Source organism: Pseudomonas sp. PsB (genome assembly GCF_043658375.1).
Taxonomy (GTDB): Bacteria; Pseudomonadota; Gammaproteobacteria; order Pseudomonadales; family Pseudomonadaceae; genus Aquipseudomonas; species Aquipseudomonas putida_Z.
This window is the reverse complement of the sequence record NZ_JBIGLU010000006.1, coordinates 99,417-116,307: the sequence shown is the minus strand read 5'-3', so window position 1 is coordinate 116,307 and position 16,891 is coordinate 99,417. Positions and strand designations below refer to the sequence as shown.

At 62.2% G+C, this 16,891-nt stretch carries 19 protein-coding genes and 1 other RNA gene; 12 read left to right on the top strand and 8 right to left on the bottom strand.

The window, feature by feature from the left end:
• Positions 1 to 2: 2 nt before the first annotated feature.
• Positions 3 to 440: a YhcB family protein gene (locus ACGLHT_RS10830; protein ID WP_274120364.1), complete on the bottom strand. Its 438-nt coding sequence runs from the start codon at positions 438 to 440 to the stop codon at positions 3 to 5.
• Positions 441 to 575: 135 nt separating this feature from the next.
• On the opposite strand from ACGLHT_RS10830, the gene ACGLHT_RS10825 reads away from it, so the two are divergent.
• The 3 genes from ACGLHT_RS10825 (at position 576) to zapE (ending at position 3,845) form a co-directional block, all read left to right on the top strand.
• Positions 576 to 1,211, top strand: coding sequence for an alpha/beta hydrolase (locus tag ACGLHT_RS10825; RefSeq protein WP_274120365.1), 636 nt, complete (start codon positions 576 to 578; stop codon positions 1,209 to 1,211).
• A 25-nt stretch (positions 1,212 to 1,236) separates the two neighbouring features.
• On the top strand, positions 1,237 to 2,586 hold the full coding sequence (locus ACGLHT_RS10820; protein WP_137162370.1) for a tryptophan--tRNA ligase: 1,350 nt from the start codon (positions 1,237 to 1,239) through the stop codon (positions 2,584 to 2,586).
• A gap of 164 nt (positions 2,587 to 2,750) precedes the next feature.
• On the top strand, positions 2,751 to 3,845 hold the full coding sequence (gene zapE, locus ACGLHT_RS10815; protein ID WP_025340562.1) for a cell division protein ZapE: 1,095 nt from the start codon (positions 2,751 to 2,753) through the stop codon (positions 3,843 to 3,845).
• A 116-nt stretch (positions 3,846 to 3,961) separates the two neighbouring features.
• Here the strand turns inward: zapE and ACGLHT_RS10810 are convergent, their stop codons facing one another.
• Together ACGLHT_RS10810 and ACGLHT_RS10805 are read right to left on the bottom strand one after the other, a co-directional pair.
• Entirely contained in the window at positions 3,962 to 4,882 is a 921-nt protein-coding gene (locus tag ACGLHT_RS10810) for a GlxA family transcriptional regulator (RefSeq protein ID WP_075047039.1), read from the bottom strand.
• 213 nt (positions 4,883 to 5,095) lie between these two features.
• Positions 5,096 to 6,136 (bottom strand): NADP(H)-dependent aldo-keto reductase, encoded by a 1,041-nt coding sequence (locus tag ACGLHT_RS10805; protein WP_023662822.1) that lies wholly within the window; start codon positions 6,134 to 6,136, stop codon positions 5,096 to 5,098.
• Positions 6,137 to 6,393: 257 nt separating this feature from the next.
• On the opposite strand from ACGLHT_RS10805, the gene rplM reads away from it, so the two are divergent.
• The 7 genes from rplM (at position 6,394) to ACGLHT_RS10770 (ending at position 11,259) form a co-directional block, all read left to right on the top strand.
• Positions 6,394 to 6,822, top strand: a complete 429-nt coding sequence (rplM, locus tag ACGLHT_RS10800) for a 50S ribosomal protein L13 (RefSeq protein WP_003260798.1) — start codon at positions 6,394 to 6,396, stop codon at positions 6,820 to 6,822.
• A gap of 14 nt (positions 6,823 to 6,836) precedes the next feature.
• Complete coding sequence (gene rpsI, locus ACGLHT_RS10795; RefSeq protein WP_003260797.1) at positions 6,837 to 7,229, top strand: 30S ribosomal protein S9; 393 nt, start codon at positions 6,837 to 6,839, stop codon at positions 7,227 to 7,229.
• A gap of 263 nt (positions 7,230 to 7,492) precedes the next feature.
• Complete coding sequence (petA, locus tag ACGLHT_RS10790; RefSeq protein WP_015271723.1) at positions 7,493 to 8,086, top strand: ubiquinol-cytochrome c reductase iron-sulfur subunit; 594 nt, start codon at positions 7,493 to 7,495, stop codon at positions 8,084 to 8,086.
• Positions 8,086 to 9,297 (top strand): cytochrome bc complex cytochrome b subunit, encoded by a 1,212-nt coding sequence (locus ACGLHT_RS10785; protein ID WP_025340560.1) that lies wholly within the window; start codon positions 8,086 to 8,088, stop codon positions 9,295 to 9,297. The genes petA and ACGLHT_RS10785 overlap by 1 nt, the downstream gene beginning before the upstream one ends.
• Positions 9,297 to 10,076 (top strand): cytochrome c1, encoded by a 780-nt coding sequence (locus ACGLHT_RS10780; RefSeq protein WP_137162368.1) that lies wholly within the window; start codon positions 9,297 to 9,299, stop codon positions 10,074 to 10,076. The genes ACGLHT_RS10785 and ACGLHT_RS10780 overlap by 1 nt, the downstream gene beginning before the upstream one ends.
• A 117-nt stretch (positions 10,077 to 10,193) precedes the next feature.
• Positions 10,194 to 10,817: a glutathione S-transferase N-terminal domain-containing protein gene (locus ACGLHT_RS10775; RefSeq protein WP_137162367.1), complete on the top strand. Its 624-nt coding sequence runs from the start codon at positions 10,194 to 10,196 to the stop codon at positions 10,815 to 10,817.
• A 10-nt stretch (positions 10,818 to 10,827) separates the two neighbouring features.
• Entirely contained in the window at positions 10,828 to 11,259 is a 432-nt protein-coding gene (locus tag ACGLHT_RS10770; protein ID WP_084785265.1) for a ClpXP protease specificity-enhancing factor, read from the top strand.
• 48 nt (positions 11,260 to 11,307) lie between these two features.
• Here ACGLHT_RS10770 and ACGLHT_RS10765 read toward each other — a convergent pair whose 3' ends face one another.
• From ACGLHT_RS10765 to ACGLHT_RS10745, 5 genes are all read right to left on the bottom strand, one after another.
• Positions 11,308 to 11,526 carry a YgdI/YgdR family lipoprotein gene (locus tag ACGLHT_RS10765; protein WP_025340556.1) on the bottom strand — a complete coding sequence of 73 codons (219 nt, stop codon included), beginning with the start codon at positions 11,524 to 11,526 and terminating at the stop codon, positions 11,308 to 11,310.
• A 163-nt stretch (positions 11,527 to 11,689) separates the two neighbouring features.
• Positions 11,690 to 12,268 (bottom strand): BON domain-containing protein, encoded by a 579-nt coding sequence (locus ACGLHT_RS10760; protein WP_015271720.1) that lies wholly within the window; start codon positions 12,266 to 12,268, stop codon positions 11,690 to 11,692.
• Complete coding sequence (locus ACGLHT_RS10755) at positions 12,265 to 12,858, bottom strand: phosphoheptose isomerase (RefSeq protein WP_012274070.1); 594 nt, start codon at positions 12,856 to 12,858, stop codon at positions 12,265 to 12,267. The genes ACGLHT_RS10760 and ACGLHT_RS10755 overlap by 4 nt, the downstream gene beginning before the upstream one ends.
• Before the next feature lie 86 nt (positions 12,859 to 12,944).
• Positions 12,945 to 13,316 carry a YraN family protein gene (locus ACGLHT_RS10750; protein WP_085664411.1) on the bottom strand — a complete coding sequence of 124 codons (372 nt, stop codon included), beginning with the start codon at positions 13,314 to 13,316 and terminating at the stop codon, positions 12,945 to 12,947.
• Entirely contained in the window at positions 13,316 to 15,133 is a 1,818-nt protein-coding gene (locus ACGLHT_RS10745; RefSeq protein WP_085592141.1) for a penicillin-binding protein activator, read from the bottom strand. The genes ACGLHT_RS10750 and ACGLHT_RS10745 overlap by 1 nt, the downstream gene beginning before the upstream one ends.
• A gap of 186 nt (positions 15,134 to 15,319) precedes the next feature.
• Here ACGLHT_RS10745 and rsmI point away from each other — a divergent pair, with 186 nt between their 5' ends.
• Both rsmI and rnpB read left to right on the top strand, forming a co-directional pair.
• Complete coding sequence (gene rsmI, locus ACGLHT_RS10740) at positions 15,320 to 16,195, top strand: 16S rRNA (cytidine(1402)-2'-O)-methyltransferase (protein ID WP_043935900.1); 876 nt, start codon at positions 15,320 to 15,322, stop codon at positions 16,193 to 16,195.
• Between the two features lie 67 nt (positions 16,196 to 16,262).
• An RNA gene (gene rnpB, locus ACGLHT_RS10735) (RNase P RNA component class A) lies at positions 16,263 to 16,622 on the top strand.
• Positions 16,623 to 16,891 lie beyond the last annotated feature (269 nt).

The window sequence follows — 16,891 nt, the reverse complement described above, 5'->3', positions numbered from 1 at the left end:
GATCAGCGCTTGAGCCCGTAGCTCTCGTCAAGCATGCCCGGCGAGTTCGGCGTTTTCGGCGCATAGTCGCGCGGTACTTCGGCAGTGTCCTTCGGCGGGGTCAGGCGGTCACGTGGGCCCTGGCTGCCTTCGGAATGCAGGGCGGCCAGCAGGCGCTGACGGGTCACGTCGTCGAGGGCCAGGGTATTGGCGCCGTCGGCCAAGTGATCCTGGACGTCCTGATAGCTCTGGGTCAGTTTCTTGACCAGCACGGCGGTGCTGTTGAAGTGGGTGACCACTTCGTTCTGGTAGCTGTCGAAACGCTTCTGGATGTCATCCAGCTGACGCTGGGTGCTGCTCGGCGCGGCATTGGGCAGCAGGCGAGCGACGACGAAACCGACTACCACGCCGATGACCAGGGCCAGGGTCGGCAACAACCAAACAAGGAGCGAGAGTTCCACGAGTCCTTCCTCTATAAACGGCTTTGCTTTACGTTAACGGCTCAGACCTGCGCTGTATACCGCGAGCGATCGCAAATCAGAACAGAATTCCTCACCTAGACGAATCGACCCCTTCCGAGGTCACGGAGTAGTGCCTTGCTTGTCCGCGAAACCCCCTTGTTCATCGATGGCCCCAGCGGCCAGCTGGAAGCCTTGTACCTGGACGTGGCCAATGCTCGTGGCGCGGTGCTGATCTGCCACCCCAACCCGGTCCAGGGTGGCACCATGCTCAACAAGGTGGTCTCGACCCTGCAACGCACCGCCCGCGACGCCGGCTACGTGACCCTGCGGTTCAACTACCGTGGCGTCGGGCAGAGCGCCGGCAGCCATGACATGGGCGCTGGCGAAGTGGCCGATGCCGAGGCCGCTGCGGCCTGGCTGCGCGAAAAGCATCTGGGCCTGCCGCTGGTGCTGATGGGCTTCTCGTTCGGCGGCTTCGTCGCCACCAGCCTGGCCGGCCGCCTGGAGGCCGCTGGAGTAGAGCTGCAGCAGCTGTTCATGATCGCCCCGGCGGTCATGCGCCTGACGGCGGATTTCCCGCTGCCGCAGCGCTGCCCGCTCACCGTGGTGCAGCCGGACGCCGACGAAGTCGTCGCCCCGCAGCTGGTTTACGAATGGTCCGACAGCCTGTCGCGCCCCCATGAGCTGCTGAAAGTGGCAGAATGCGGACACTTCTTCCATGGCAAGCTGACCGATCTGAAGGATCTGCTGCTGCCGCGCCTTTCGAACTGAGCCAAGCCTGAATAAGCGAACACCCATGACCACGCGCATTCTTACCGGTATCACCACCACCGGCACTCCGCACCTGGGCAACTACGCCGGCGCCATCCGCCCGGCGATCCGTGCCAGCCAGCAGCCCGGTGTCGACTCGTTCTACTTCCTGGCCGACTACCACGCCCTGATCAAGTGCGACGACCCGCTGCGCATCCAGCGTTCGCGCCTGGAAATCGCCGCCACCTGGCTGGCCGGTGGCCTCGATCCGGACAAGGTGACCTTCTACCGCCAGTCCGATATCCCGGAAATCCCCGAGCTGACCTGGCTGCTGACCTGCGTCAGCGCCAAGGGCCTGCTCAATCGCGCGCACGCCTACAAGGCCTCGGTGGACAAGAACCTGGAAAACGGCGAAGACCCGGATGCCGGCGTGACCATGGGCCTGTACAGCTACCCGGTGCTGATGGCCGCGGACATCCTGATGTTCAACGCCAACAAGGTGCCGGTCGGCCGTGACCAGATCCAGCACGTGGAAATGGCCCGCGACATCGGCCAACGCTTCAACCACCTGTTCGGCCAGGGCAAGGACTTCTTCGCCCTGCCGGAAGCGGTGATCGAGGAGAGCGTGGCGACCTTGCCGGGCCTGGACGGGCGCAAGATGTCCAAGAGCTACGACAACACCATCCCGCTGTTCACCAGTGCCAAGGAGATGAAAGACGCCATCTCGCGCATCGTCACCGACTCGCGTGCGCCTGGCGAAGCGAAAGACCCGGACAACGCTCACCTGTTCACCCTGTTCCAGGCCTTCTCGACGCCGGCGCAGTGCGCCGAGTTCCGTGAAGAGCTGCTGCAGGGCCTGGGCTGGGGCGAGGCCAAGCAGCGCCTGTTCCAGCTGCTGGACGGCCAGTTGGCCGAGAAGCGCGAGTACTACCACCAGCTGATCGCCCGCCCGGCGGACCTGGAAGACATACTGCTGGCCGGTGCCGCCAAGGCTCGCAAGATCGCCACGCCATTCCTCGAGCAACTGCGCGAGGCCGTTGGCCTGCGTTCGTTCCGCAGCAGCGTGCAGGCCAGCACCGAAGTTAAGAAGAAGGCCGCCAAGAGCGCGCGTTTCGTCAGCTTCCGCGATGAAGACGGCAGCTTCCGCTTCCGCCTGCTGGCCGCTGACGGCGAACAACTGCTGCTGTCGCGCAGCTTCGCCGACGGCAAGAGCGCCGGCGCCGTGAGCAAGCAGCTGCAGCAAGGTAGCGAGGCGGATGTGCGCGTCGAAGGGCTGGGCTTTGGGCTGTGGCTGAACGGCGAACAGGTTGCCGACGGGCCGCAGTTCGACAGTGCCGAAGCCCGTGATTCGGCCATTGAAAGCCTGCGTGCAGCGCTTGCTCCTCAACCGGACTGAGGCATTTCGCCTATAGGAGCGGGTTTACCCGCGAACACCGGCAAAGCAGGTACCATCCAGCACTTAGTTGGTCTGGATGAGGCATATTGACGCAAGTCGCATTGCCATTAAGCGGGCCTGTCGCTACAGTGACGGCCCGTTTTTTGTTGCCTCGCTAACGAATCATGACGCCCCTAGAACGATATCAAGCAGATCTGAAACGTCCCGACTTCTTCCATGACGCGGCGCAGGAAACTGCGGTGCGTCACCTGCAGCGCCTGTACGACGACCTGGTGCACGCGCAGAACAACAAGCCGGGCGTGTTCGGCAAGCTGTTCGGCAAGAAGGAGCAGACCCCGGTCAAGGGCCTGTACTTCTGGGGTGGGGTAGGGCGCGGCAAGACCTACCTGGTCGATACCTTCTTCGAGGCGCTGCCGTTCAAGCAGAAGATGCGCACGCACTTCCACCGCTTCATGAAGCGTGTGCACGAGGAAATGAAAACCCTCAAGGGCGAGAAGAACCCGCTGACCATCATTGCCAAGCGCTTCAGCGAAGAAGCCAAGGTCATCTGTTTCGACGAGTTCTTCGTATCGGACATTACCGACGCGATGATCCTCGGCACCCTGATGGAAGAGTTGTTCAAAAACGGCGTATCGCTGGTGGCTACTTCCAACATCGTGCCGGACGGCCTGTACAAGGACGGCTTGCAGCGCGCGCGCTTCCTGCCCGCCATCGCCATGATCAAGCAGTACACCGAGGTGGTGAACGTCGACAGCGGGGTCGACTACCGCCTGCGTCACCTGGAGCAGGCCGAGCTGTACCACTACCCGCTCGATGAGGCGGCGCACCAGAGCCTGCGCGCCAGCTTCAAGGCGCTGACCCCTGAATGCACCCAGGCGGTCGAGAACGACGTGCTGATGATCGAGAATCGCCCGATCAATGCCCTGCTTACCTGTGACGACGTGGCCTGGTTCGACTTCCGCGCCCTGTGCGACGGCCCCCGCAGCCAGAACGACTACATCGAACTGGGCAAGATCTTCCATGCCGTGCTGTTGAGCAACGTGGAGCAGATGGGTGTCACCACCGACGACATCGCCCGCCGCTTCATCAACATGGTGGACGAGTTCTACGACCGCAACGTCAAGCTGATCATCTCGGCCGAGGTGGAGCTGAAGGACCTGTATACCGGTGGGCGCTTGGCCTTCGAGTTCCAGCGTACCCTGAGCCGCTTGCTGGAGATGCAGTCGCACGAGTTCCTGGCGCGGGCGCACAAGCCCTGAGAATCCGGGGCCGCTTTGCGGCCCTTTCGCGACACAAGGCCGCTCCTACAGGATTACGCGATTCCCTGTAGGAGCGGCCTTGTGTCGCGATGGGCTGCAAGGCAGCCCCATTGGCCTCAAGCTTCTTGCATGAACTGCTGCCGATACTGGTTCGGCGACAACTCGGTGTGCTGACGGAACAGCCGCGCAAAGAAACTGGCATCGTCATATCCGACCTCATAGCTGATGGTCTTGATGCTCTTGCGCGTACTCGACAGCAACCCCTTGGCCGTCTCGATCCGTAGCCGTTGCAGGTAGTGCAGCGGCTTGTCACCCGTCGCGCCCTGGAAGCGGCGCATGAAATTGCGAATGCTCATGCCGTGGTTGCGGGCCACGTCCTCGAAGCGGAACTTGTCGGCGAAGTGTTCCTCCAGCCAGTGCTGGATCTGCAGGATGATCAGGTCCTGGTGCAGCTTCTGCCCGCCAAAGCCCATGCGCCCGGGGGTGTAGTTGCGCTGCACTTCGTAGAGGATGTCGCGGGACACGGCGCGGGCCACGTTGGCGCCACAGAAGCGTTCGATCAGGTAGATGTACAGGTCACAGGCCGAGGTGGTGCCGCCGGCGCAGTACAGGTTGTCGGCGTCGGTCAGGTGCTTGTCCTGGTTCAGCCGGATCTTCGGGAAACGTTCGGCAAAGCTGTTGAAGAAGCGCCAGTAGGTGGTCGCTTCCTTGCCGTCGAGCAGGCCGGACTCGGCCAGCCAGAACACGCCACTGGCCTCGGCGCACAGCACAGCGCCACGGGCATGCTGTTCACGCAGCCACGGCAGCACCTGTGGATAACGTTGCAGCAGGTTGTCGAAGTCGTCCCAGAAGGCCGGGAGGATGATCACATCGGCGTCGTCCAGGCCGCCTTCGACCGGCAGCTGCACATTGCTGAAGCTGTCCACGGGCTGGCCGTCCGGGCTTACCAGGCGGATCTCGAACATGGGCTGAAGGCCCAGGCCCAGCTGCTTGCTGTAGCGCAAGCTGGCGAGGTGGAAGAAATCCTTGGCCTGCATCAAGGTCGAAGCGAACACCTTGTCAATGGCCAGGATGCTGACGCGCCGCAGCGACGCGGAGGGTTGGGTAAACATCATTGTCATTGTTCTTATAGGGTAGAGTGGTCAATCACCGGCTGGATCGTCTTATTTTTTGGCGATTGTGTCTAGCCTGCTACACCGCGCTGGTTTCTTCGCGGGCTTGCCCGCGAAGAACACAGCACAGGGTCCGGCTCAAGGCGCCGGGTTCGGTTGCTCCTGGTGAATCGCCTCGATCGCCGCCAGCAGTTCATCACTCAGGCTCAGCTCGAGGCTGGCAAGGTTGCTGTCCAGTTGCTCGAGGCTGGTCGCGCCAATGATGTTGCTGGTCACGAACGGCTGCCGGGTGACGAATGCCAGGGCCATCTGTGCCGGGTCCAGGCCGTGCTCGCGGGCCAGCTGCACATAGCGGCTGCAGGCCGCCACGGTCTGTGGGTTGGAGTAGCGGGCAAAGCGGCTGAACAGGGTCAGGCGTGCGTTTTCCGGGCGTGCGCCGTTCTCGTATTTGCCGGAAAGCATGCCGAACGCCAGCGGCGAATAGGCCAGCAGGCCGCACTGCTCGCGGATGGCCACTTCCGCCAGGCCCACCTCGAAGCTGCGGTTGAGCAGGTTGTACGGGTTCTGGATCGACACCGCTCGCGGCCAGCCGCGGCTTTCGGCCAGTTGCAGGAACTTCATGGTGCCCCACGGCGTTTCGTTGGACAGGCCGACGTGGCGGATCTTGCCCGCGCGCACCTGCTCGTCGAGCACTTCGAGGGTTTCTTCAAGCGGGGTGAAGTGGTCCTGTGGCAGGTGCTGGTAGCCCAGCTTGCCGAAGAAGTTGGTGCTGCGCTCGGGCCAGTGCAGCTGGTACAGGTCGATGCGGTCGGTCTGCAGGCGCTTGAGGCTCTCGTCCAGCGCGGCGACGATGTGCTGGCGGTTGTGCTTGAGCTGGCCGTCGCGGATGTGGCTGATGCCGTTGCCGGGGCCGGCGACCTTGCTGGCCAGCACCCAGTCGTCGCGATCGCCATTGGCGCGGAACCAGTTGCCGATGATGCGTTCGGTGGCGGCGTAGGTTTCGGGGCGGGGCGGCACCGGGTACATCTCGGCGGTGTCGATGAAGTTGACCCCGGCGGCCTTGGCCCGGGCAATCTGCTCGAAGGCCTCGGCCTGGACGTTCTGCTCGCCCCAGGTCATGGTGCCCAGGCACAGGGCGCTGACATTGAGGTCGGTACGGCCGAGCTGGCGGTATTCCATCGGGTAGACACTCCTTGACAAAGAAGCCCATCAAAGCAGGTTGAAATTTTTCGCGCAATCTGGATAATTCGGCCCCTCTCCGTGTGGCGGAAGTGATGCACCACCACGCAGGAAGAACCCCGTCGAACATTGGCGTGCCTGACCCGAGCCCCCAAAAGCGTCAGCGTTCGGCTGCGCGCTTGCCCTTGGCAAGCTGTGCACTATCCAGTAAGATTCGCCGTCTATTTTTCGCTGGGCGGCCTCTGAGGCTTTAGAGAATGAAAACTTTTACTGCTAAACCGGAAACAGTAAAGCGCGAGTGGTTCGTAGTCGACGCCGCTGGCCAGACCCTGGGTCGTCTGGCTACCGAAATCGCTAGCCGTCTGCGTGGCAAACACAAACCAGAATACACCCCTCACGTTGACACCGGCGACTACATCGTCGTCATCAACGCCGAGCAGGTTCGTGTGACTGGTGCCAAGTCTTCCGACAAGATGTACTACTCCCACTCCGGTTTCCCGGGCGGTATCAAGGAAATCAACTTCGAGAAGTTGATCGCCAAGGCCCCTGAGCGTGTTATCGAAACTGCGGTCAAAGGCATGCTGCCGAAGAACCCGCTGGGTCGCGACATGTACCGCAAGCTGAAAGTGTACGCGGGTGCTGCTCACCCACACACTGCTCAGCAGCCTCAAGAACTGAAGATCTAACGGGATAGTTCATTATGTCGGCGACTCAAAACTACGGCACTGGCCGTCGCAAGACCGCAACCGCTCGCGTATTCCTGCGTCCGGGTACTGGTAACATTTCCATCAACAACCGTTCTCTGGACGTGTTCTTCGGTCGCGAAACCGCTCGCATGGTTGTTCGTCAGCCGCTCGAGCTGACCGAAACCGTCGAGAAGTTCGACATCTACGTCACCGTTTCCGGTGGTGGTGTCAGCGGTCAAGCCGGTGCGATCCGTCACGGTATCACCCGCGCTCTGATGGAATACGACGAAACCCTGCGTGGCGCTCTGCGTCGTGCTGGCTACGTCACCCGCGACGCTCGTGAAGTTGAGCGTAAGAAAGTGGGTCTGCGTAAAGCGCGTAAGCGTCCTCAGTACTCCAAGCGTTAATACCGCTTCGGCAGTCGAAAAAAGCCCGGTTCCTTGGAACCGGGCTTTTTTTATGTCTTGAACTAACCTGTCAGCATGTCGGTGACGACTTGCCGCATAGACGCAGATCAAGCAAAGCGAGGGTTGTAGCCCGTTCCCCGGGTAATCACCTTGTCAGTGTGTGGATTTGTTTCTTACCATGGCGGCCAATTTTTAGTGCCACAGACATTACCTAAGTACAGGCCAGGTCCAACTGGCCAAGCAAGCTGATGGGAGAGGACTGAATGAGCAATGACGGCGTCAACGCAGGCCGGCGCCGCTTCCTCGTAGCCGCGACATCTGTAGTCGGGGCAGCGGGGGCAGTGGGGGCTGCGGTACCGTTCGTGGGGTCATGGTTTCCCAGTGCCAAGGCGAAAGCCGCGGGTGCACCGGTGAAGGTCAATATCGCCAAGGTCGAGGCCGGGCAGCAGATGGTGGCCGAGTGGCGTGGCCAGCCGGTGTTCATCGTGCGGCGAACGGACGAGATCCTCGGTAACCTGAAAAAGGTCGTCGGTGACCTGGCTGACCCCGAGTCCAAGGCCTCGGTACAGCCCACCTACGTCGACCCGCAGGTTCGTTCGATCAAGCCGGAAATCCTCATCCTTGTCGGCCTGTGCACACACCTGGGCTGCTCGCCCACCTTCCGTCCGGAAGTCGCACCCGCCGACCTTGGCCCGAAATGGGTCGGTGGCTATTTCTGCCCGTGCCACGGCTCCCACTACGACCTGGCCGGGCGTGTCTACAAGTCGCAGCCGGCACCTCTCAACCTGCCCGTGCCACCGCACTCTTACGAGTCGGACGAGATCGTCGTCATCGGCGTTGACCAGGAGAACGCATGATGAGCAAGTTCATGGACTGGATTGATGCTCGCTTCCCCGCCACCAAGATGTGGGAAGACCACCTGAGCAAGTATTACGCGCCCAAGAACTTCAACTTCCTGTACTTCTTCGGCTCCCTGGCGCTGCTGGTGCTGGTCAACCAGATCGTCACCGGTGTGTGGCTGACCATGAGCTTCACGCCCTCGGCGGAAGAGGCGTTCGCCTCTGTCGAGTACATCATGCGTGATGTGGAATACGGCTGGATCCTGCGCTACCTGCACTCCACCGGTGCATCGGCGTTCTTCATCGTGGTCTACCTGCACATGTTCCGCGGCCTGCTCTACGGCTCCTACCAGAAGCCGCGTGAACTGGTTTGGCTGTTCGGCATGCTGATCTACCTGGCGCTGATGGCCGAAGCCTTCATGGGCTACCTGCTGCCGTGGGGCCAGATGTCGTACTGGGGTGCCCAGGTGATCATCTCGCTGTTCGGTGCCATTCCGGTGATCGGTGGCGACCTCACCCAGTGGATCCGCGGTGACTACCTGATCTCGGGTATCACCCTGAACCGCTTCTTCGCCCTGCACGTGGTCGCCCTGCCGATCGTGATTCTCGGCCTGGTGGTGCTGCACATCCTCGCCCTTCACGAAGTGGGTTCGAACAACCCCGATGGCGTCGACATCAAGAAGAAAAAGGACGAGAACGGTATCCCGCTGGATGGTATCCCGTTCCACCCGTACTACACCGTCAAGGACATTGTCGGCGTGGTGGTGTTCCTGTTCGTGTTCTGCGCCGTGGTGTTCTTCTTCCCGGAAATGGGCGGTTACTTCCTGGAGAAACCTAACTTCGAGCAGGCGAACGCCTTCAAGACCCCCGAGCACATTGCGCCTGTGTGGTACTTCACGCCGTTCTACGCGATCCTGCGTGCGGTGCCTGACAAACTGATGGGCGTCATCGCCATGGGTGCGGCCATTGCCGTGCTGTTCGTGCTGCCCTGGCTCGACCGCAGCCCGGTGCGCTCCATGCGCTACAAGGGCTGGATCAGCAAGCTCTTCCTGCTGGTGTTCTGCGTGGCCTTCGTCATCCTCGGCGTGCTGGGCGTACTGGCGCCGACACCTGGGCGTACCTTGCTGTCGCAGGTGTGCACGGTGTTGTACTTCGCCTACTTCCTGCTGATGCCGTTCTACACAAGGCTCGAGAAGACCAAACCGGTTCCGGAAAGGGTGACTGGCTGATGAAAAAGTTGATTGCAGTATTTTTGCTGGCAGTGATGCCTGCCTTTTCCTTCGCGGCCGAAACTGGCCTGGAGCTGGACAAGGTCGACATCGACCTGAGCGACAAGGCCGCCATGCAGGACGGTGCGCGTACCTTTGCCAACTATTGCATGGGTTGCCACAGTGCCAAGTTCCAGCGTTACGAGCGGGTGGCCGATGACCTTGGCATCCCCCACGAGCTGATGCTCGAGAAGCTGGTGTTCACCGGTGCCAAGATCGGTGACCACATGCAGATCGGCATGAAGCCCAGTGACGCCAAGACCTGGTTCGGCGCCGCACCGCCAGACCTGACCCTGGTGGCGCGGGTGCGTGGCACCGACTGGCTGTACACCTACCTGCGCAGCTTCTATGAGGACCCGTCGCGGCCTTATGGGGTGAACAACAAGGTGTTCCCGAACGTCGGCATGCCAAACGTGCTGGTTGGCCTGCAGGGCAACCAGTACGTCGGCTGCAAACAGGTGCAGACCGTGACCGATGGCAAGAAGCAATTCGACCCGTTGACCGGCGCCCCGATCACCCATGAAGCCTGCGACCAGCTGACCATTACGCCGAATTCCGGTACCCTGACGACCGAGCAGTTCGACGAGAAGGTCAAGAACCTGGTGACCTTCCTGGCCTATTCGGCCAACCCGGTCAAACTGGAAAGCCAGCGCATCGGTACCTACGTGTTGCTGTACCTGGCTTTCTTCTTCGTATTCGCCTACTTGCTCAAGCGTGAATACTGGAAGGACGTGCACTGATCACGCAGTAGTTTCTGGTTGTTGAACGCGCCCGTGGTGGCCTGGCAGATCTGCCAGGTCACCACGGGCGCGTTTTCATTTACAGTTTCACAAGCATCCCGTGCGAGGAGGCGCTACATGGGCGCAACCAACAGGTTAGCCTGCTATTCCGACCCCGCTGATCACTATTCTCATCGGGTACGCCTCGTGCTGGCCGAGAAGGGTATCAGCGTGCAGGTCATCGATGTCGACCCCAGTCGCCTGCCGCCCAAGCTGGCCGAGGTGAACCCTTACGGCAGCGTGCCGACCCTGGTCGACCGTGACCTGGCGCTGTATGAATCGTCCGTGGTGATGGAATACCTCGAGGAGCGTTATCCACATCCGCCGCTGATGCCGGTGTACCCGGTTGCGCGGGGGAACAGTCGCTTGCTGATGCATCGCATCCAGCGCGACTGGTGCTCCCTGGCCGATACCGTGCTCGATCCGCGCAGCAGCGAGGCTGACCGAGCCGAAGCGCGCAAGGCGTTGCGTGAGAGCCTGACCGGGGTCTCGCCGCTGTTCGGCGAGTACGCCTGCTTCATGAGTGAGGAGCAAAGCCTGGTCGATTGTTGTCTACTGCCCATCCTCTGGCGTCTGCCGGTGTTGGGTATCGAGTTGCCGCGGCAAGCCAAGCCGCTGCTGGATTACATGGAGCGGCAGTTCGCCCGCGAGCCTTTCCAGGCGAGCCTGTCCTCTGTAGAACGTGAAATGCGCAAGCTTTAAGGAGCCGTTGATGAACTCCAGTCGCCCCTATCTGGTTCGAGCACTGTACGAGTGGATCGTCGACAACGATTGCACGCCCCATATGCTGGTCAATGCCGAATTCCCGGCGGTGCAGGTGCCGCAAGGTTTCGCCAGTGATGGCCAGATCGTGTTGAACATCTCGCCAAGTGCCGTGCGCAGCCTGCACATGGACAACGACGCGGTCAGCTTCGAGGGCCGCTTCGGTGGCGTGGCTCACTCGCTGTACGTGCCGGTTGGCGCCATCCTGGGTATCTATGCCCGCGAAAATGGCCAGGGTATGGTCTTCGAGCTGGAGCCGCCCGTGATGGATGACGATGAGCCGGAAGATGATGATGTACAGCCGGATGACAATGGCCCACCAGAAGGTGGTGGCCAGCCGCCACGCCCGACTGGCCGGCCAAGCCTGAAAGTGGTCAAGTAACAAAAAAGGCGATCCAACCGGATCGCCTTTTTCTTTACCAGCCCTGGCTTACAGGTCGCTGATGGTGCGTACCTGGTCCTTGTTGATGCGGGTACGCTTGCCGTCGAGTTGCTGGAACTCGTAGAAGCCGGCGTCGCGGTCGAATTCCGGTACGTCGACGGCCTGGATTTCACGGCCATCGTTGAGGGTGATCAGGCTTGGTGTGGAGCAGCCGGCCAGGGTGGCGAAAGTGCCGAACAGCAGGGCAGGCAGCAGAAGCTTTTTCATGCGGTGTTTCCTGGATTTCTGAAAGGTGGGGCAGTGTTGTCGCCTGTGCTGGCCTTTTCGCGGGTAAACCCGCTCCCACAGGAACACAACAAGCCTCGAAAGCTGTGAGATCCCTGTGGGAGCGGGTTTACCCGCGAAGAGGCCGGTGCAGGCAATCAGTGAATCAGTCGATGTACTCGAACAGTTTGACGATCTTCTGCACACCCGAAACGCCCTGTACCACGGCAGTGGCCGAGTTGGCCTCCTGCTGGGTCACCAGGCCGAGCAGGTAGACGATGCCGTTCTCGGTAATCACCTTGATGCGCGAGCTGGGCACGGCATTGTCGGTCAGCATCTGGGTCTTGATCTTGGTGGTCAGCCAGGCGTCGTTGTTGCGCGCCAGGATGGAGGAGGGCTGCATCACCTGCAGCTCGTTGTGTACTTTCTTGACCCGCTGTACCTGGCTGGCAGTCTGCTCGGCAAGGCTCTTGAGGTCGGCGCGCGGGGTCTGGCCGGCCAGCAGGACGATGCCGTTGTAGCTGCTGACAACGATGTGCGAACCTTTATCCAGGTCAGGGCTGGCCTTGGCGATGTTGACCGAGGCCTTGGTTTCGATCAGCGAATCGTCGATCTTGCTGCCGATGGTGCGCGTGCCGCGATCGTCCTCGATCGGCGAATTGCGGGTAGAGGTCAGTACCGAGCTGCAACCAGTGACGCTCAGGCACAGGGTCAGGGCCATAAGGCCGAGGCGCATAGGGGTCATTCTTCACTCCCGAACAGTTGGCTGTCGATCAGATCACACAGGCAGTGGATCGCCAGCAGGTGGACTTCCTGGATGCGCGCGGTAACCGTCGAAGGTACGCGGATTTCCACGTCTTCGGGCAGCAGCAACGAAGCCATGCCGCCGCCATCGCGACCCGTCAATGCTACGACAATCATTTCGCGGTCATGTGCGGCCTGGATCGCCTGGATCACGTTGGCCGAGTTGCCGCTGGTGGAGATCGCCAGCAGAACGTCACCAGGCTGGCCCAGCGCGCGGATCTGCTTGGAAAAGACTTCGTTGTAGCTGTAGTCGTTGGCGATCGAGGTCAGGGTCGAGCTGTCGGTGGTCAGCGCGATGGCCGGCAGGCTCGGGCGTTCGCGCTCGAAGCGGTTGAGCAGCTCCGAGGAAAAGTGCTGGGCATCGCCGGCCGAGCCGCCGTTGCCGCAGGCGAGCATCTTGCCCTCGTTGAGCAGTGCATTGACCATGACCAGGCTGGCCTGCTCGATGTGCGGTGCCAGGATGTCCATTGCCTGTTGCTTGGTATCGATGCTGGCCTGGAACAGCCGGCGAATTCGGGATTGCATGTCCATCTGGTGACCTTAAGTGGGGCGGTGGCCTTTGCTACGCGCAACAACGACCAGCCCGCGAAACATAGAGCAAAAAAATCGGAGTGGGTTCAGCATTCGAAGGCGTTTTTCAGCCATTGAAGCGGTCTGCCTGCATGGTGGCTGCCCTGCAGGGCGACTACGTCGAAGCGGCAGGGGTGGTTGCCCCAGTGGGGCTCCTTCTGCAGGAACAGGCTGGCGGCGAGCACCAACCGTTTCTGCTTGCGCCCGTCGATACTGCCGAGGGCGCCACCGAAGCCCGCGTGCAACCGGTAGCGGACTTCGACGAATACTACTGTATCGGCGTCGAGCATGACCAGATCAAGCTCACCGCCTTTGCATCGCCAGTTGCGCGCCAGCAGGTGCAGGCCCTGCCCTTGAAGGTATTCAAGGGCTTGGGTTTCCGCTGCCTGCCCGGCGCTGGTGGGCGACGCTGCTGCCATCAGCGGGCGGTGTCAGGCAGGCGCTGGACCTGGCCGCCGACGAACTCGGCCCAAGGCAGCTGGCGCTCGACACGCTGGTTGGCGTTCATGCTCAGGCTGCCCGAAAGGCCCAGTACGCGGTTGTCCGGCAGCGCTTTCAGTTGGCCCAGGCGCGGCGCCAGGCTGTAGGCGTCGACACCCATGGCATACAGGCGGCCCAGGCTGCCGGCAGCTTGCGGCCACTGCTGCACGACCTGCTGGCGCAGGCTGTTGCTGGTATCGAGCAGCCACGGGGTTTCGCAGAAGCGGATGCCGTTCATGTCGTTGTACTGGTTGACGTCACCACTGGCGCTGTACAGGTTCGAGGTGGCGTAGACCGGTACGTCACCGGCGTACTGGAAGTTCAGGGTCGGCTTGATCTGCTGGGCCTGTTGCGGGGTCGAGGCGAGGAAGATGAAGTCGATGTCCTGGCGGCGCGACGGCTGCGCGGCGATGCTGCCGCCTACCGTGCTCTGTAGGCTCTTGGCGCGGCCTTCGCTCTGGCGCAGCTGGAACAGGTCGGCAATCTGCTGGGCCAGTGCGACCGGCTGGGCGATGCGCTCGGCGGCGAGCAGGGTGCCACCGTTGCCTTCCCAGTCCTGGCGGAAGGCGGCAAGCACGCGGTCGCCCCATTCGCCGCTCGGCACCAGGGCCACGGCGCGGACCATGCCATCGGCGCGGGCGCGGCGGGCCACTTCACGGGCTTCGTCTTCGGCAGCCAGGCCGAACTGGAACAGCTGCGGCGGCGCCTTCTGGCCGGCGTCGGCGTAGTTCAGGGCCAGGGTGGTGATCGGCAGTTGTGGCTTGGCAGCCAGTTGCTTCACCAGCGGTTTTTCCAGTGGGCCGATGACCAGCTGTACGCCTGCGGCCTGGGCCTGGCGATAGAAGTCGTCGAGCGAACCGATGCGCGAGCTGTCGAATACCTGCACGGCTGGCGCCTGCTGGCCGGCTTGCTGGGCCTGGAAGTGCGCAGCCATGAAGCCGTCACGCAGGGCGCGGGCAACACCGGCCAGCGGGCCTTCCTGAGGCAGCAGCAGGGCAATCTTGGTCAGCGGCTGGCTGGCCAGCTCCTTGAGCTTGGTCAGTGCCAGCGGCAGTTGCTGGGCGGCCGGGTGGTCCGGGTGCTGCTTGACCCAGGCGTCGATAGCCGCTTGCTGCTGTTCCAGGGTGCCGGCGCTTTTTACCGCGAATGCCAGGCTGGTCCAGCCGGCCAGGGTCTGGTCGTTGCCAGGCTGCTGCAGTTGCTCTGCCGGTAGCGAGGCGACCAGTGCCCAGATGGCGTCATTGTTGGCGCTGGCGGCCTGGCCGCTGAGCAGCGGGGTCAGCAGCACGCGCTGTTGCGCGGCGGCGAGGGCCTGGCCATCGGCTTCGAGGGCGGCCGCGTGCACGCTGTAGGTGCGCGCTTGCTGTTCTTCCGGCAGTTCGGCGACGCGCTGCAGGCTCGGGTGGGCCAGGGCGGTCAGGGCGGCCTTGGGCTGGTTGCGGCTCATGGCCAGCTCGGCACCGAGGGTGCTGGCGAACACTTGCTGCGCCGGCTTGAGCGTGTCCAGCGGCACCTGCTCGAGGATGCGTGCGGCGCGTGGGAAATCCTTCTGCTTGTAGGCCAGGTCGGCTGCGCTCAGGCGCAGCAGGGCGGCGTCTTCCGCGGACTTGCTGGAAGCAGCCTTCTCGAGCAGTTGCTCGATGCTGGCGTCCGGGGTGCGTGGCAGTTCGCCCAGGCTGGATGAGGGCGAGCTGGCGCAGGCTGCCAGCAAGGCAGCAAGGCAGAGGGCTGTGAACAGCCGCAGGCAAGCGATCATGTAAAGGTCCTGTTACTCGATCAAGGTGGCCGGCAATTGTACCCAAGCGCTGGCCGGGGCGCGATGTTGCCGTGTCGATCCTTCACTATAGGAGGCCTGCCATCGGTCGTCGGCGAAGTTCTTTGCGCCCTGTTGCAGGCGCTCGGGCTACAATGGCGCCTTTGATCCGAACGACAGGTGTGCGCAGTGACTGATGTGGCAGGGGCTTCGAAATCCACCGTGGGGACGCTGTATGTGGTCGCAACCCCCATCGGCAACCTCGACGACATGAGCGCCCGGGCGCTGAAGGTGCTGGCGGACGTGGCCCTGATCGCGGCGGAAGATACCCGTCATTCGATCCGCCTGCTGCAGCACTTCGGCATCGACACGCCGCTGGCGGCCTGCCATGAGCACAACGAGCGTGACGAGGGCGGGCGTTTTCTCACCAAGCTGCTGGCGGGCGAGAATGTGGCGTTGGTCTCCGATGCCGGCACGCCGCTGATTTCCGATCCGGGGTACCACCTGGTGCGCCAGGCGCGGGCTGCGGGTGTGAACGTGGTGCCGGTGCCGGGCGCCTGCGCTCTGATCGCCGCGCTGTCGGCGGCCGGCCTGCCTTCGGACCGCTTCATCTTCGAAGGCTTCCTGCCGGCCAAGGCAGCGGGGCGCCGGGCACGCCTGGAGCAGGTAAAGGAAGAGCCGCGCACGCTGATCTTCTATGAGGCCCCGCACCGTATCCTGGAATGCTTAGAGGACATGGAGGCGGTGTTCGGTGGCGAGCGCCCGGCGCTTTTGGCGCGCGAGCTGACCAAGACTTTCGAGACCCTCAAGGGCCTGCCCCTGGCCGAGCTGCGCGCGTTCGTTGCCGGCGACAGCAACCAGCAGCGCGGTGAGTGCGTGGTGCTGGTCGGTGGCTGGAGTGCGCCGGAGGGCGAGCAGGCGATCAGTGCCGAGGCGCAGCGGGTGCTCGACCTGCTGCTGGCCGAGTTGCCACTCAAGCGGGCGGCGGCACTGGCCGCAGAAATTACCGGGGTGCGCAAGAACCTGCTGTACCAACTGGCCCTGGAAAAGCAGAAAGCCGAGTAGTGGCAAATTGATATAGATGTCGGTATTGCTTGTTCTCGGGCGCGCGTGCCGTTAATCTTGGCGGCGGAGAGTCGATCGGACAGTCGCTGCCTGCTTTTGTTCCGCAACAGCAGGGGGAGGAAAGTCCGGGCTCCATAGGGCAGAGTGCCAGGTAACGCCTGGGAGGCGCGAGCCTACGGAAAGTGCCACAGAAAATAACCGCCTAAGCACTTCGGTGCCGGTAAGGGTGAAAAGGTGCGGTAAGAGCGCACCGCACGGCTGGCAACAGTTCGTGGCTAGGTAAACCCCACTCGGAGCAAGACCAAATAGGGTTCCATCAGGCGTGGCCCGCGTCGGAACCGGGTAGGTTGCTAGAGGCGTCCAGCGATGGCCGTCGTAGAGGAATGACTGTCCTCGACAAAACCCGGCTTACAGATCGACTCTCCACCTTTCCCTCCCTGCTTTATTCGATAGCAGATGCCCTCTGGTAATACCGAAAAAATCTTACTCTTAATAAATCACTTTAACTTCGAACTCCATTCGCCTGCGTGGATTTGATTTTTCTCGTGTTTTTTTCTCCTCGGTAGTCCTTCCGCATTCCTTTATTGCGCTAAATCTCGGTCCTGTAAGGCTTTTCCTTCCGAACGTGCCTTGACGGTGCTGCGGGCGGATTCCTATAGTGTGCGCAAGTGGCAGAAAGTGGGATGAAGTGGGTTT

Bases quoted from the DNA above. Each gene is read 5' to 3' on its own strand.
- ACGLHT_RS10750 (WP_085664411.1), bottom strand. From the start codon at position 13,316: ATGGCAGCAGCGTCGCCCACCAGCGCCGGGCAGGCAGCGGAAACCCAA.
- ACGLHT_RS10810 (WP_075047039.1), bottom strand. From the start codon at position 4,882: ATGCAGGCCAAGGATTTCTTCCACCTCGCCAGCTTGCGCTACAGCAAG.
- rplM (WP_003260798.1), top strand. From the start codon at position 6,394: ATGAAAACTTTTACTGCTAAACCGGAAACAGTAAAGCGCGAGTGGTTC.
- ACGLHT_RS10760 (WP_015271720.1), bottom strand. From the start codon at position 12,268: ATGACCCCTATGCGCCTCGGCCTTATGGCCCTGACCCTGTGCCTGAGC.
- ACGLHT_RS10755 (WP_012274070.1), bottom strand. From the start codon at position 12,858: ATGGACATGCAATCCCGAATTCGCCGGCTGTTCCAGGCCAGCATCGAT.
- ACGLHT_RS10775 (WP_137162367.1), top strand. From the start codon at position 10,194: ATGGGCGCAACCAACAGGTTAGCCTGCTATTCCGACCCCGCTGATCAC.
- ACGLHT_RS10745 (WP_085592141.1), bottom strand. From the start codon at position 15,133: ATGATCGCTTGCCTGCGGCTGTTCACAGCCCTCTGCCTTGCTGCCTTG.
- ACGLHT_RS10805 (WP_023662822.1), bottom strand. From the start codon at position 6,136: ATGGAATACCGCCAGCTCGGCCGTACCGACCTCAATGTCAGCGCCCTG.
- ACGLHT_RS10785 (WP_025340560.1), top strand. From the start codon at position 8,086: ATGAGCAAGTTCATGGACTGGATTGATGCTCGCTTCCCCGCCACCAAG.
- ACGLHT_RS10770 (WP_084785265.1), top strand. From the start codon at position 10,828: ATGAACTCCAGTCGCCCCTATCTGGTTCGAGCACTGTACGAGTGGATC.
- zapE (WP_025340562.1), top strand. From the start codon at position 2,751: ATGACGCCCCTAGAACGATATCAAGCAGATCTGAAACGTCCCGACTTC.
- ACGLHT_RS10765 (WP_025340556.1), bottom strand. From the start codon at position 11,526: ATGAAAAAGCTTCTGCTGCCTGCCCTGCTGTTCGGCACTTTCGCCACC.
- ACGLHT_RS10820 (WP_137162370.1), top strand. From the start codon at position 1,237: ATGACCACGCGCATTCTTACCGGTATCACCACCACCGGCACTCCGCAC.
- ACGLHT_RS10780 (WP_137162368.1), top strand. From the start codon at position 9,297: ATGAAAAAGTTGATTGCAGTATTTTTGCTGGCAGTGATGCCTGCCTTT.
- petA (WP_015271723.1), top strand. From the start codon at position 7,493: ATGAGCAATGACGGCGTCAACGCAGGCCGGCGCCGCTTCCTCGTAGCC.
- rpsI (WP_003260797.1), top strand. From the start codon at position 6,837: ATGTCGGCGACTCAAAACTACGGCACTGGCCGTCGCAAGACCGCAACC.